The organism is Streptomyces sp. NPDC045846, assembly GCF_056431605.1.
On sequence record NZ_JBWKKJ010000013.1, the window covers coordinates 22,767 to 36,922 of the forward strand.

The window sequence follows — 14,156 nt, forward strand, 5'->3', positions numbered from 1 at the left end:
TCCACCAGGGCCTCCCCCAACAGTCGTTTGGACGAACGGTGTTGCTACACGTATCCGCGGTCGATCAATGCGTAGAGATCGTCATCGCTGCGGATTTCCAGAACCTCTTCCTCCGCCGCTTCGGGGGCGTCGGTCTCCTCCGGTTCGAGGAGGGAGAAGAGGTGACGGGCGAGGTCCCGCGGGGTGGGGTAGGTGAACGCGACGGTGGCGGGCAGGCGTACGCCGGCCGCCGCGGCGAGCCGGTTGCGCAGCCCCACCGCCATCGCGGAGTCGAACCCCAGGACCTTGAAGCTCTCGGCCGACCGCGCCTCCAGATCGGCGCCCGTCAGCTCCGCCTCCTTCGCGCTCAGCAGCGCTGCCGCCTCGGTGCACACGAGGGCGAGGACCGCGGCTTGGGAGCCCAGGTCCGCCCTCCCGTCGCGCTCGCCCGCCCGCTCGGCAGGGCCGTTGGCGGTGGGTGCGTCGTCGGGGGCCGTCAGCCAGTACCGCTGCCGCTGGAAGGCGTACGTCGGCAGAGCGACCCGGCGGGGCCGGTCGGCGGCGAAGACCGTCTCCCAGTTCACCGGCAGGCCGCGCACGTAGAGCTCGGCCAGCGAGGCCAGGACCTTGCCCGCACCGCTGTCCTGCTTGCGCAGGGTGCCCACCACGACCGGCGCGGCCGCCAGCATGTCGGCGGTCTCCTCGACCGCCACCTGGAGCACCGGGTGCGGACTGATCTCCACGACCGTGCCGTGCCCGTCCTCGATGACGCGGCTCATGGCCGCTTCGAAGCGGACGGTCTCGCGCAGGTTGCGGAACCAGTAGGCCGTGTCGAGGCTCGCCGGGTCGATCAGTTCTCCGGTCACCGTCGAGTAGATCGCCACCGGCGTGGCCAGGGGCGTGATCTCGCCGAGGCAGTCGGTGAGGGGCTCCTCGAACTTGTCGAGCAGCGAGGAGTGTCCGGGCACGTTCGACTTGATCAGCCGGGCGCGGGCGCCCTGGGCCTCGCAGAGCGCGACCAGTGCCTCGACGGCCGAGGTCTCACCCGAGACGGTGGTCGAGTTCGGTCCGTTGACCGCGGCGATCCCGACCTGGGAGCCCGACTGCTCCAGCAGCTCCCGCACCTGGTCTTCGGGCAGCAGGATCCCGGCCATGCTGCCGGGGACCGTCGCCAGCAGCCGGGAGCGCAGGGCCACGATCTTGGCCGCGTCCGCCAGGGTCAGGGCCCCGGCGTCGTAGGCCGCGGCGATCTCGCCCTGGGAGTGCCCGATCACGGCGTCGGGTGTCACGCCCAGCGAACGCCACACCCGAGCCAGCGACACCAGCATCGCGAACAGCGCCGGCTGGACGACGTCGGTCCGCTCCAGCGACGCGGCGCCCTCGGCGCCGGTCACCACGTCGACGAGGGACCAGTCCACCCACGGCGCAAGCGCCTGGGCGCACGCGTCGATCGAGCGCGCGAAGACCTCCGACTCCGCGTACATCCGCTTGCCCATGCCGAGCCACTGCGAGCCCTGGCCGGGGAAAACGAAGACGACCGGGCCGGGCTTTTCGGTGGCCGCACCCCGCACCACCTTCGGTGAGTCGGTGCCCGCCGCCAGCAGGTCGAGGGCGGTCAGCGCTTCCTCGCGGTCGGCGCCGAGCACCACGGCCCGGTGGTCGAAGGCCGAGCGTGTCGACACCAGCGAGTGGCCCACGTCGGCCGCCGGGAGCGACGCGTCCGCGGCCACGCGCTCGCGCAGCCGCGCCGCCTGCTCGCGCAGTGCGGCCTCGGAGCGCGCGGACAGCACCCACGGCAGCACACCGGCGGCCTCCGCCCCGGTCTGGTCCTCCCCCGCCGGGCGGGTAGGAGTCTGCTCCTGCGGGGCCTGTTCGAGGATCACGTGCGCGTTGGTGCCGCCCATGCCGAACGCCGACACCCCGGCGCGCCGCGGCCTGCCGGGCTCGTCCGGCCAGGGCCGCGCGGCCCGTACGACCTCGAAGTCCTCGTGGAAGTCGGGGATGTTGGGGTTCGGCGAGCGGAAGTTGAGGCTCGGCACCAGCTGGGCGCGGTCCACGCAGAGCGCCGCCTTCACGAAGCCGACCATTCCCGCGGCCGGTTCCAGGTGCCCGACGTTCGTCTTGGCCGATCCGACGATCAGGCGGCGGCTGCGGCCGGTCGCGCCGAACACCTCGCGCAGACCGGCGATTTCGGCCGGGTCGCCCATGCGGGTGCCGGTGCCGTGGGCCTCCACGTAGTCGACGCTGTCGAAGGGGACGGCGGCGCTGTCGAGCGCGGCGAGCACGGCGGCCGCCTGTCCACTGGGGCTGGGGTCCGGCATGCGGGTGGACGCGCCGCCGCTGCCGACGCCCCAGCCGCGTACCACCGCGTAGATGTGGTCGCCGTCGGCGACGGCGAGGTCGAGCCGCTTCAGGACGACGAACGCGCCGCCCTCGCCGCGGGCGAAACCGCTGGCCCGCTCGTCGAAGGTGAAGCAGCGGCCGTCGGGCGACAGGGCGCCCAGGTTCGCCAGGGCGGCTCCGGCCGCGGGGTCGGCGATCAGGTGTACGCCGCCGGCGATGGCCATGTCGACCGCGCCGCTGCGGATCCGCTCGCAGGTCAGTGCCAGGGACACCAGCGACGAGGACTGACCGGAGTCCGCGCAGAAGCTCATGCCGCGGACGTCGAAGAGGCTGGAGATCCGGTTGGCGATCAGCGCGCCGTTCGAGCCGAGCGCGGCGTAGTGGTCGTCCTGGTCGCTCCCGGACAGCTTGCGCAGCACCTCGTACCCGGAGGGCGCGGTGCCCACCACGACGTCGATCTCGCGGCCCGCGAGCGTGTCCGCCGCGAGGCGAGCGTCTTCGACCGCCTCCCAGGCGAGTTCGAGTCCCAGCCGCTGCACGGGGTCCATGGCGGCGGTCTCGGCCGGGCCGGTCCCGAAGAACTCGGCGTCGAACGTGTCGATGGAGTCGAGGAACGAGCCCGTGTTCAGGGTGGCGGCGTCCGGGTGGGACAGGTGGTTGGAGTCGGCCGCCCGGTGCTCGGGGAACTGGCCGACGGTCGACTCGCCGTCGGCCAGCAAGCGCCAGAACGCGTCCAGGTCGTGCACACCGGGAAAGCGGCACGCCATCCCGATGACGGCGATGCCGGCGGCTGCGCCACTCATACGAATTCCTTCCGGTTCCCTCGGCATGGGGCTCTTGGGGGGCGGCACCGCTGTCAGCGCCGGCGGGTCAACAGGGCGAGCAGTTCGTCCGGCGCGTCCATGAAGTCGTAGTGGCCGCCGGGGACCACCTGGATCTCGACCGTGTCCGAGTACTGCCGCCACCCCTGGAGTTCTTCGAGGCTCACATCGGGGTCGTCGCGCCAGTGCAGGACGGAGACGGGGCAGTCCACCTTGACCGGCTCCGGCCGCCGGTAGGCGCCGGCGGCGGCGTGGTCGCGGAGCAGCACGTACATGCCCATGTCGATCATGTCGGGCCGGGGCTCGATGCCGCGGCCGCGGATGAACGTCTCCAGCTCGGCGCGCAGTTCGGGCTCGGTCATGGTGAGCATGCGGTCGCGCGAGGCGTCGCGCGGGGCGGGCTGGCCCGAGACGAACAGGCGGTCCGGACCGCGCAGGCCGCGCTCGGCGAGGCGGAGCACGGTCTCGTACGCGGGCATCGCTCCGGCGCAGTGCGCGAAGATCGCGTACGGCCGGTCGAGGAACGGCTCCAGGGCTTCGACGAGGCTGTCGGCCAGGTTCTCGTACGTGCCGTAGTGCGGGTGGCCCAGCCGGTTCTCGCGGCCGGGGAACTGCACGGGGCAGACCTCGGCGCCGTCGATCGCGGCGGGCCAGGCGCTGAAGGCCGAGGCCCCCGACCCGGAGAAGGGCAGACAGAACAGCCGGGCGGGGTGGTCGGCGGACTGCGGCCGGACGAACCACGGCGAGGGGGCGGTGGTGGTTCCGGTGGTCATGGCGTGTGTCGTTTCTTGCCGAGGATGGGCAGATGGGTCATCCCGGCGATGAAGTACGAGCGCAGGTGCTCCGGTTCGCCGGCGAGCTCGATCGATTCGAAGCGCTGGAGCAGCTCCTCGAAGAAGATGCGCAGCGTCATCCGCGCGAGCGGGGCGCCGATGCAGAAGTGCGTCCCGAAGCCGAACGCGGCCTGGCGCTTGGCGCCTTCGCGGGTGATGTCGAAGGTGTGCGGGTCGGGGAAGAGGGACTCGTCGCGGTTGGCGGATCCGATCCACGCCACGACGGCGCCGCGGGCGGGGATGGTGCCGCCGCCGATCTCGACGTCGTCGACGGCGTACCGCATGAAGTTGCACGCGGCCGACGTCCAGCGCAGGCCTTCCTCGACGAGGTTGGGGACCAGGGTGAGGTCGGCCGCCGCCTTGTCGAACTGCTCGGGCCGCTCGATGAGCGCCTGGACGGTGCCCGAGACGGTGTGCGGCGTCGTCACGTTGGCGCCGAGCAGGATGCTGTAGCCGTCGAGGGCGATCTCCTCGTCGCTCAGCGACTCGCCACCCGGGCGCACGCTCATGAGGTGGTGGAGCAGGCTCTCGCCCTCTTCACCGGTCGCGCGCCGGGTCTTGACCCATTCCTTGACGTAGGTGACGAGTTCGTGGTGGGAGATGGCCAGGGTCGCGGCCTCGTTGCCCAGCTGGAAGTGCGGGTCCGAGGGGGCGGTCACCATCGCGGTCAGCTGGACGAGTTCGGCCCAGTCCTGCTCCGGGATGCCCAGCAGGGGGCCGGTGACCATCGCCGGCAGGAGCAGCGCCTTCTCGGCGAGGTCGAAGACCTCGCCGTCGAGCGCGGGCTCCAGGAAGCGCACGACCGTCGAGCGGATCGAGTCCTCCCAGGACTTCACCGCCCGCGCCGTGAGCTTGGCCCCGAGCGGCCTGCGGACCTCGGTGTGCCGCGGCGGGTCGGTGGACGTCATCAGCACGCCGGCCGCGACGTCGTCCGTCCCGAGGTGGGTGGGGACGGTGCCGCGCTCGGAGGTGAACTCGCGGTGGTTGGCGAGGACGCGGTGGACGTCCTCGTAGCGCGTCACCGACCAGAACTCCCGGCCGTCCGGAAGGACTTGGTGGTGCAGCGGCGCCTTGGCGCGCATCACGTCCCAGATCGGGTGCGGGTCGCCCGAGGTGTAGAGGTCCAGGTCGAAGAGGTTGACGGCGTCGAGGTCGATGTCGCGCCCGGGACCAGGCGTCAGCCTCACGCCGCCGCCCTCCCCTGCGCGACCAGGTCGGCGACGCGGGCCGGGGTCTGCGCGAGGTAGAAGTCGCGCACCGACAGCTGGACCCCGTAGTCCTGCGCCACCTGCTCGATGATCTTGATTCCGGTCAGCGAGTTCCCGCCGATCCCGAAGAAGTCGGCGTCCACGGCGACCTCATCGAGGTTGAGGTGGTGGGCCCACAGCTCCGCCATTTCCTGCGCCGGCGACACCGGCCCGCCCGCGGGCGCGGCCTGTCGCTGCGACGTCTCGTCCTGTCCACCTCGGGGGTGAAGCACCTGCGGCGACGATTCCATTGCCAGTCTTTCCTTCCTCCGCCGACCGGGAATGCCCGCTCGCGTCCTTTTCGGCCCGTTCTCGGGGCCACCACCGCTATGACGACCGCTGGGGGGACGTCTTTTCGCGTCGTCCCGCCGGCGAGACAAATTCTCTGAATGGCCGAATGGAGTGTCACCTGAATGTGGATCCGCGCACACCGCAGCCGGGATGCGGCGGGGTTCGCCGGCCGGTGGGGTTGAGCGCGAGGCCGTGGCCCTGCATGCCGGCGCGGCCGGGGCACCGGCCTGTCCCGCCGGCGGGACAGGGGTGTCCGCACCGCCCGGCCCGGGCGGCGGCGTTCCTTGACCGGCCGATCCACGGTCGGTGAACGTGGGGGTGGTTCAAGGACGTTAGAGGATCAGTGGAGCGAGGGGGAACGACGTGGGGCACAGCGGCATCGATACGGACGTGGTGATCGCGGGCGCCGGGCCGACAGGCCTGATGCTCGCCTGCGAACTGCGGCTGGCGGGCGTCGACGTGGTGGTGGTCGAGCGGCTCGCGGAACGCACGGGCGAGTCGCGCGCGGGCGGAATACATTCGCGCACCCTGGAGGTGCTGGACCAGCGTGGAATTCTGGATCGCTTTCTCGCGGAGGGTGAACTCCAGCCGGTCGGCCACTTCTCCGGCCTTTATCTGGAATTCGACGAGTCGGAGTCGAGGCACCCCTATCCGCTGATGATCCTTCAGTCCGCGATCGAGCGGCTCCTGGAGGAACGGGCCGTCGAGCTCGGCGTGCGGATTCTGCGGTCGTCCGAGGTGTGCGGACTGCACCAGGACGAGGACGGCGTGACGGTCGAACTGGGTACGGCGCTGGCCTCACCCGCGACCCTGCGCGGCCGTTACCTGGTGGGCTGCGACGGCGGCCGCAGCACCGTGCGCAAGCTGGCCGGCTTCGACTTCCCCGGCACCGCGGCGACGATGACCGCGCTGATCGGCGACGTCGAACTGCCCGGCCTGACCGAGGACTACATCTGGGTGCGGCGCTGCGCGGGCGGCGACTTCTCGGCGATCGCGTTCGAGCCGGGCTGGTTCCGCGTGATCACCTCCGAGTACGACCGTGTCGTGGACCGCGACGAACCCGTCACGTTCGAGCAGCTGCGGGAGTCGCTGGTCAGGCTGGCCGGCACCGACTACGGCATGCACAGCCCGCGGTGGGTGTCCCGGTTCAACGACGCCGCCCGGCAGGCCGCGCAGTACCGGCAGGGCCGGGTGCTGCTGGCCGGGGACGCCGCGCACATCCACTTCCCGGCCGGCGGGCAGGGTCTGAACATGGGCGTGCAGGACGCCGTCAACCTCGGCTGGAAGCTCGCCTCGGTCGTGCGCGGCCAGGCGCCGGAGAGCCTGCTGGACAGCTACCACGCCGAGCGCCACCCGGTCGGCGAGCGCGTCCTGGACAACACCCGGGCGCAGTCCGCGCTGGCCCGGCCCGGCGCCCAGACGGACGCGCTGCGCGAGGTGTTCGGCTCCCTCATGGTGTTCGACGACGTCAACCGGTACCTGCGCGGCATGCTGACGGCGCTGGACATCCGGTACCCGATCGACGGCGACCACCCGCTGGTGGGCCGCCGGGTCCCCGACGCCGACCTGAAGAGCGCCGACGGGGCCAGCCGCGTCTACGAGCTGCTGCACGCGGGGCGGCCGGTCCTGCTCGACCTGGCCGGCAGCGTCGAGGTGGCGGCCCTCGCGGAGGGCTGGGCCGATCGCGTCGACCTCGTCGAGGCGCGCGCCGAGGACGACGTCTGGACCGTCCCGGCGATGGGTGAGATCCCGGCTCCCACCGCCCTCCTCATCCGCCCCGACGGCCATGTCGCCTGGGCGGCCGCGGACGCGCCCGGAACCTCCGCGCTCCGCGCCGCCCTCACCACCTGGTGCGGTCCCGCTTCCCAGAGGTGACGCACCGGCCAACCCCCTTGCAGGCAAAGGGAGTTAGGTGCACACGAAGGCTCGCACAGACGGCGGCCGTCAGGACCCGGTGGGTCCTGACGGCCGCCGTCGTCGTGCGCGCGGGCCGGGCATGCGGTGGTTCGGGGGCAAACAGCGCGGAGCCGCCTCGGCGGCTGGCCGAGGCGGCTCGGGAGGGGGCTGGGGCCGGCCGGGGTGGCCGGATGTGGTCGCGCGGGTGCCCTGAACAGGGGTGTCAGGCCCGCTTCTTGAAGGAGGAGACGGCCCACACGTACCCGACGAGCGCGAGCCCGAGGGACCAGGCGACGGCCGCGATCGCGTCACCGCTCGACGGGTTGTCGCCCGTCAGCAGCCCTCGCAGCGTCTCGATGATCGGCGTGAAGGGCTGGTACTCCGCGAACTGCCGTACGCCGGTGCCCATCGTGTCGGCGGGCACGAACGCGCTGCTCAAGAACGGGAGCATGATCAGCGGCACGGTGGCCAGGCCCGCCGACTCGACGGTCTTGGCCCCCAGGCCCATCGCGACCGTGAGCCAGCTGGTCGCGAACGAGAGCAGCAGCATGATGCCGATCGCGCCGAGCCACTGGCCGAAGCTCGCGTGCGGACGGAATCCCATGGCGAAGCCGACGCCGATGATGGCCGCGTCGGCGATCAGGGCGCGCACCGTCGTGGAGACGACATGACCGGTCAGCACGGCGCCGTGCGAGACGTCCATGGTCTTGAACCGGTTGATGATGCCCTTGGTCATGTCGCCGTTGACGGCCGCCGCGGTCGGGCCCAGCCCGTAGGTGATGGCCATCACGATCAGGCCCGGCACCGCGTAGTCGATGTACTTGCCCTCGACCTTGAAGGCGCCACCGAAGACGTAGACGAACATGAGCATCATCACGATGGGGAACAGGACCGCGTTGAACACCGTGACGGGATTGCGGACCGTGTGCTTGAAGTTGCGACGCAGCATGATCGCCGAGTCGCCGAACGACGTGGAGACAGTGCTCATCGTGCGATCGCCTCCTCCCTGCGCACGCTGCTCGTGTGGTCGGTCAGGGCGAGGAACACGTCGTCCAGGTCCGGTGTGTGCACTGAGAACTCCTGAGCGTTGATCGTGTGCTCGTCGAGCCGGGTCAGCAGGGCCAGCAGCGACCTCGACTCACCGTCGCTGGGCACCCGCAGGGTCAGCTCCTCGTCGTCCCGCTTGGCGCCGGCCAGGACCCCGGCGGCCGCGTCGAGTTCGTAGAGGTCGGCGAACCGGAGCCGGACGTGGGTGCCGGGGATCTGGCGCTTGAGCTCCTCGGGGGTGCCCTTGGCGACCAGGCGGCCGCCGTTGAGCACCGCGATCTGGTCGGCGAGCTGGTCGGCTTCCTCCAGGTACTGGGTGGTCAGGAAGATGGTGGTGCCCTCGGCCACCAGCTCGCGGACGATCCCCCACATGGTGCGCCTGCTGCGCGGGTCGAGACCCGTCGTCGGCTCGTCGAGGAAGATGATCTGCGGGTTGCCGACCAGGGTCATCGCCAGGTCCAGCTTCCGGCGCATACCGCCGGAGTAGGTGCCCGCCAGCTTGTCCGCCGACTCCACCAGGTCGAACCGCTCCAGCAGCCGCCTGACCAACTGGTCGCCCGAGCGCACGCGCTTCAGGTCCGCCATCAGCTGCAGGTTCTCCCGACCCGACATCAGCTCGTCCACGGCGGCGAACTGACCGGTCACGCCGATGGAGGCGCGCACCTCCTTGGTCGCGGTCACCACATCGTGCCCGGCGACCCGCACCGTACCGGCGTCGGCCTTCATCAGCGTCGTCAGGACGTTCACGGTCGTCGTCTTGCCCGCCCCGTTGGGGCCGAGCAGGGAGAAGATCGATCCTGCGGCGACATCGAAGTCGATGCCGTCGAGCACGACCTTGTCGCCATATGCCTTGCGCAGCCCTGAAACTGCGATTGCTGAACTTCTCATGCCTCCACTTTCCTCTCCGGGCCTGTCACCCACCTGTCACACCCCTGACACGGCGCTCAACGGCGCCCGGCCGACCACAAGAGGGCTCGCCCCGCCGCGGTCCGCCTCCCCGTCAGCGACCGCGGACGGACTCCGCCTCGATCACGTCCAGCACTTCCCGCCCGGCGTCGACCAGGTACATGTGGTCGCCCGGGAACTCCACATAGCTGAATTCACCCGTGGTGGCGTCCTTCCACTGCCGCGCCTCTTCCGCCGTGACCAGGCCGTCGACGCCGCCGCGCAGCGAGCAGATCGGAACCGACACCGGTTCGTCGGTGCTCGGGACGTAGTTCTCGTGCATCTCGCAGTCGGCCTGCAGCGTGGGAAGGATCAGTTCACGCATCTCCGGGTGGTCGAGGGCCTCGTGGCGGAACCCCGCGAACTCCTCGACCCTGGCGAGGAATTCGTCGTCCTGGAGCCCCGTCGCACGCCTCTCGCGCTGGGTCCACGGACCCGGCGAACCACTGACGACCAGCCGCTCGACGTGCACGCCGCGCTCGGTCAGCAGGTGCACCAGCTCGTAGGCGAGCACCGCGCCCAGGCTGTGCCCGAACAACACGGTCCGCGCCCCTTCGCCCAGGTCCGCGACGATGTCGTCGATCGAGCCCTTGGCCGCTTCGAAGACGTTGCGGTACGGCTCCTCCAGGATCCGCCGCTCCCGGCCCGGCAGCTCGACCGAGGTCACTCGCCACCGGTCGCCGGCCAGCTCCCGCCACGGGTGGAAGAACGAAGGACCCGCTCCCGCGAACGGCACGCACAGCAGCGTGGCCTGGTCCCCGTGTTCCGTGGACATGCCGGGCTCTGTCACCCCGACCAACCCCAATCATCCATTCGATCGCTTGTGTTGAACCAGCTCCGGGACACAGCGGTCCGGCAGCTACGCCAGCTTGCCCTTGAGGACCTTGAACATCTCGGCCACGGGCGCGGGCATGTGCATCTCGTGGTGCGTCGCGCGCACGTCGTGCACCTCGAGGGAACCGAGGACGTACGGCCGCCAGAGGTTCGCGTACGACGTGTCCCCGAGCGCCGCGTGGAAATACACCACGTCGCCGCGGTAGACCGGCGATTCGAAATCCATCATGAGGGCCGTGTTGTTGGCCAGCACCTTCGACATGGTGTCCAGGAAGGTCTGCCGGTTGCCGGTGCGTATGTACTGGCTGAACTCGTCCTCGAGCTCCGCCCGGAAGTCGGACGAATCCTTTCCGGCGTGGACCTGAACGAACCCGTGACCGCCCGGCTGGGCGTCCAGGATGGCCACCAGCGCGACCTCGTGCCCGCGCCGGTCGAGCGCGTCGGCGACGGCCTGCACGACGGAGCCGCCGTAGGACCAGCCGATGAGGTTGAAGGGCCCCTCCGGCTGGATCTTCAGCATCTGGGAGACGTAGTCCTCGACCATCTCCTCCACGGAGCCGGCCACCGGCTCCACGCCGTCGGAGCCACGGGACTGCAGGGAGTACGCGGCCCGGTCCTGGATGTGCGGTACGAAGCCGTAGTACGCCCAGCCCAGCCCGCCCCCGCCGTGGAAGAACCACACCGGCGGCTTCCCCGTACCGGGATCGCTGTTCAGGGGCAGCACGACCGCGAACGAGTCGGCGTCGTCGTCGGGGATGCCACCGGCGAGCATCAGCGTGGCCAGCTCGGCCACCGTGGGATACCTGATGATCGTCCGGATGGGGATGTCGATGTCGAACTGCTTGCGGATGCGGACGCTGAGCCGGGTGGCCAGGAGCGAGTGCCCGCCGAGCGCGAAGAAGCCGTCGTCGACGCCGACCTTCTCCAGACCGAGCAGTTCGCCGAAGAGGTCGCACAGCTTCCGCTCGAAGGCGTTCCGCGGCTCCCGGCTCACCACGGCGTTCGGGTCCTCCGAGGGCAGTGCCCGCCGGTCGAGCTTCCCGTTCGAGGTCAGCGGGATCTCCGGCACCGAGATCACCGCCGAGGGCACCATGTAGTCCGGGAGACGCCCGCGCAGATACTCGGACAGCTCAGCGGCGTCGACCGCCCCGGCATCGGGCTCGGGCACCACGTAGCCGACGATGCGCTTGTCGCCCTCCTGGTTCTCACGCACCAGGATGACCGCCTGTGCCACCGCCGGATGCCCGGCCAGCGCGTGCTCGATCTCGCCCAGTTCGATGCGGAAGCCGCGGATCTTGACCTGGGAGTCGGCCCGGCCCACGTACTGAAGCTGACCGTTCTTGCCCCAGCGGACCAGGTCGCCACTGCGGTACATCCGCTCGCCCGGCTCGCCGAAGGGGCACGCGACGAACCGTCCCGCGGTCAGGTCCGGCCGGCCGTGGTAGCCGCGCGCCAGGCCGTAGCCTGCCACGTACAGCTCCCCGGTCACGCCGACGGGCGCCGGCTTGAGGTGCGCGTCCAGGACGTAGGCGCGCAGGCCCGCGACGGCCGGGCCGATGACGCTGGCCTGGTAGCGGGCGGCGGAGTTCTCGTCCAGATCGATGCGGGTGACGTGCACGGTCGTCTCGGTGATGCCGTACATGTTCACCAGCACCGGCGCGTCCGCCGCGTGGCGCTCGTACCAGTCCGTGAGGCGGTTCAGGTCGAGTGCCTCGCCGCCGAACACCACGTACCGCAGTGCCAGTTCCTGGCCGGGGGCCTGGGCGTCGGCCTGGATGAGCTGGTAGAAGGCCGAGGGCGTCTGGTTGAGGACGGTGACCCGCTCGCGGGCGAGGAGCTGGAGGAAGTCGCTCGGGGAGCGGGAGACGTCGAAGGGGACCACGACCAGGCGTCCGCCGTGGAGCAGCGGGCCCCACAGCTCCCACACCGAGAAGTCGAACGCGTAGGAGTGGAAGAGGGTCCACACGTCGTCCGCGCCGAAGCCGAAGTCCTGCGTGGCGTTGAAGAGCCCGACCACGTTGCGGTGCGGGATCAGCACACCCTTGGGACGGCCGGTCGACCCGGAGGTGTAGATCACATAGGCCGGGTGCTCGGGGTGCAGGGCCGTGCGGCGCTCGGCGTCGGTGAGGTCGCCGGCCGCCTCCTCGGCGAAGGCCCCGGCCTCGTCGAGGTGGACCAGGGGGAGGTCCTGACCGAGGTCCTGCGCGGCACCGGTGGTGCTGGTGGTGACCAGCAGGACCGGCTGGGCGTCCTGGACCATGTAGGCGATGCGGTCGGCCGGGGAGTCGGGGTCGATCGGCAGATAGGCACCGCCCGCCTTGAGCACCGCGAGCAGCGCGACGACCAGCTCGGCCGAGCGCTCCAGGCAGACCCCGACCAGGGACTCGGGACCCACTCCCTGGGCGACGAGGTGCCGCGCGAGCCGGTTGGCCCGGGCGTTCAGCTCCCCGTACGTGAGCGTGGTGTCGTCGTAGGCCACCGCGACGGCGTCGGCCCGCTGCGCGGCCTGCCGCTCGAACAGCTCGACCAGAGTGACCTCGGGTACGGCCGTGCCGGCGTCGTTCACCTCGACGAGGAGCCGCTCCCGCTCGCCCGCGCTGAGCACGTCGACATCGCCGACGCGCATGCCCGGGTCGGCGGCGAGCTGCTCGAGCACGCGGGCGAGCCGGGCCGCGATCACCTCGGCCGAGTCGCGGTCGAACAGCTCGGTCGCGTACTGGAGGTCGCCGCGCAGCGCCCCCGAACCGTCGACGGCCAGGAAGAACGTCAGGTCGACCATGGAGGTCGACGCGATGGCCTGCTCGAACTTCACGTCGAGACCGGGGAGTTCGAAGTCCGGCTTCTCGTAGCTCTGCCAGGAGAACATCACCTGGAACAGCGGCTGGTACGCCGCGGAGCGTTCGGGATTGATCGCCTCGACCAGCACGTCGAACGGCACGTCCTGGTTCTCGTAGGCCCCGAGGGCCTTGTTCCGCACCTGTGCGAGCAGGTCGGTGAAGGGCGGGTTGCCGGAGAGGTCCGCGCGCAGCACCTGCGTGTTGACGAAGCATCCGATCATGTCGGCGAGCGCTTCGTCGGTCCGTCCGGCGATCGGCGAGCCGATCGTGACGTCGTGACCGCCGCCGAGCTTGCCGAGCAGCACCGCCAGCGCGGCCTGCACGACCATCGACATGCTCGACCCGCGCTCGTCGGCCAGCTTCTGCAGCTGGGCCGTGACCTCCGGTTCCACGAACAGGCCGACCGTGTCGCCGTGCGATCCCGCCTCCGCGGGCCGCGGGCGGTCGTGCGGCAGGTTCAGCGGCTGCGGCACCCCGGTGAGTTCCTTGCGCCAGTACTCGATCTGCGCCGCGGCGAGACTGCCCGGGTCGGCCACGTCGCCGAGCACCTCGCGCTGCCACAGCGCGTAGTTCTTGTACTGCAGCGGCAGCGGCTCCCACTCCGGGGCCCGCCCGTCTCGGCGGGCGGTGTAGGCGGCGGCCAGGTCCCGTATCGTCGTCGCGCTGGAGCTGCCGTCCGAGGCGATGTGGTGGATGACCAGGACCAGGACGTGCTCCTGGGGGGAGCAGCGCAACAGCGTGGCCCGGAGCGGGAGTTCGGCCGCCAGATCGAACCGGTGCGCGACGGCCTCGTCGATCGCGCGGGGCATCTCCTCGGGCGTCACCTCGACCAGCGGGACCTGTGGCGACGCCTCGTCCATCGTCAGGATCCGCGCGTAGGGCTCACCGCCGTCGTCGGTCCGGTAGATGGTGCGCAGGACCTCGTGCCGCTCGATCACGTCGCGGATCGCCGCGACCAGGGCCTCCTGGTCCAGGGTTCCGGTCAGCCGGAAGGCCGCCGAGATGTTGTAGGTCGCCGCCCCCTGCTCCAGTTTGTGCAGGAGCCACATACGGCGTTGTGCGAATGACAGCGGGATCATTTCT

General features: G+C 70.9%; 9 protein-coding genes. 1 reads left to right on the top strand and 8 read right to left on the bottom strand.

The genetic code is table 11. The features are described 5' to 3' along the window. Positions 1-44: 44 nt before the first annotated feature. Genes AC07F3_RS31715 through AC07F3_RS31730 form a run of 4 tightly spaced genes read right to left on the bottom strand, consistent with a single transcriptional unit; the run spans position 45 to position 5,474 of the window. Positions 45-3,125: a type I polyketide synthase gene (locus AC07F3_RS31715; RefSeq protein ID WP_479117860.1), complete on the bottom strand. Its 3,081-nt coding sequence runs from the start codon at positions 3,123-3,125 to the stop codon at positions 45-47. A gap of 53 nt (positions 3,126-3,178) precedes the next feature. Further along, entirely contained in the window at positions 3,179-3,916 is a 738-nt protein-coding gene (locus AC07F3_RS31720; RefSeq protein WP_479117861.1) for a thioesterase II family protein, read from the bottom strand. Continuing rightward, complete coding sequence (locus AC07F3_RS31725; protein ID WP_479117862.1) at positions 3,913-5,163, bottom strand: cytochrome P450; 1,251 nt, start codon at positions 5,161-5,163, stop codon at positions 3,913-3,915. Before AC07F3_RS31725 ends, AC07F3_RS31720 begins: the two co-directional genes overlap by 4 nt. Then, positions 5,160-5,474, bottom strand: coding sequence for an acyl carrier protein (locus AC07F3_RS31730; RefSeq protein WP_479117863.1), 315 nt, complete (start codon positions 5,472-5,474; stop codon positions 5,160-5,162). The genes AC07F3_RS31725 and AC07F3_RS31730 overlap by 4 nt, the downstream gene beginning before the upstream one ends. A gap of 403 nt (positions 5,475-5,877) precedes the next feature. Here AC07F3_RS31730 and AC07F3_RS31735 point away from each other — a divergent pair, with 403 nt between their 5' ends. Then, positions 5,878-7,389 (top strand): FAD-dependent monooxygenase, encoded by a 1,512-nt coding sequence (locus AC07F3_RS31735; protein ID WP_479117864.1) that lies wholly within the window; start codon positions 5,878-5,880, stop codon positions 7,387-7,389. A gap of 244 nt (positions 7,390-7,633) precedes the next feature. Here the strand turns inward: AC07F3_RS31735 and AC07F3_RS31740 are convergent, their stop codons facing one another. From AC07F3_RS31740 to AC07F3_RS31755, 4 genes are all read right to left on the bottom strand, one after another. Then, positions 7,634-8,398: an ABC transporter permease gene (locus AC07F3_RS31740; RefSeq protein ID WP_479117865.1), complete on the bottom strand. Its 765-nt coding sequence runs from the start codon at positions 8,396-8,398 to the stop codon at positions 7,634-7,636. Beyond that, a complete protein-coding gene (locus tag AC07F3_RS31745; RefSeq protein ID WP_479117866.1) occupies positions 8,395-9,345 on the bottom strand; it encodes an ATP-binding cassette domain-containing protein in 951 nt (316 codons plus the stop codon). Before AC07F3_RS31745 ends, AC07F3_RS31740 begins: the two co-directional genes overlap by 4 nt. A gap of 112 nt (positions 9,346-9,457) precedes the next feature. Next, positions 9,458-10,177, bottom strand: coding sequence for a thioesterase II family protein (locus AC07F3_RS31750; protein ID WP_479117867.1), 720 nt, complete (start codon positions 10,175-10,177; stop codon positions 9,458-9,460). Positions 10,178-10,261: 84 nt separating this feature from the next. Beyond that, complete coding sequence (locus AC07F3_RS31755; protein ID WP_479117868.1) at positions 10,262-14,152, bottom strand: non-ribosomal peptide synthetase; 3,891 nt, start codon at positions 14,150-14,152, stop codon at positions 10,262-10,264. Positions 14,153-14,156 lie beyond the last annotated feature (4 nt).

Bases quoted from the DNA above. Each gene is read 5' to 3' on its own strand.
- AC07F3_RS31720 (WP_479117861.1), bottom strand. From the start codon at position 3,916: ATGACCACCGGAACCACCACCGCCCCCTCGCCGTGGTTCGTCCGGCCG.
- AC07F3_RS31755 (WP_479117868.1), bottom strand. From the start codon at position 14,152: ATGATCCCGCTGTCATTCGCACAACGCCGTATGTGGCTCCTGCACAAA.
- AC07F3_RS31740 (WP_479117865.1), bottom strand. From the start codon at position 8,398: ATGAGCACTGTCTCCACGTCGTTCGGCGACTCGGCGATCATGCTGCGT.
- AC07F3_RS31750 (WP_479117867.1), bottom strand. From the start codon at position 10,177: ATGTCCACGGAACACGGGGACCAGGCCACGCTGCTGTGCGTGCCGTTC.
- AC07F3_RS31715 (WP_479117860.1), bottom strand. From the start codon at position 3,125: ATGAGTGGCGCAGCCGCCGGCATCGCCGTCATCGGGATGGCGTGCCGC.
- AC07F3_RS31730 (WP_479117863.1), bottom strand. From the start codon at position 5,474: ATGGAATCGTCGCCGCAGGTGCTTCACCCCCGAGGTGGACAGGACGAG.
- AC07F3_RS31745 (WP_479117866.1), bottom strand. From the start codon at position 9,345: ATGAGAAGTTCAGCAATCGCAGTTTCAGGGCTGCGCAAGGCATATGGC.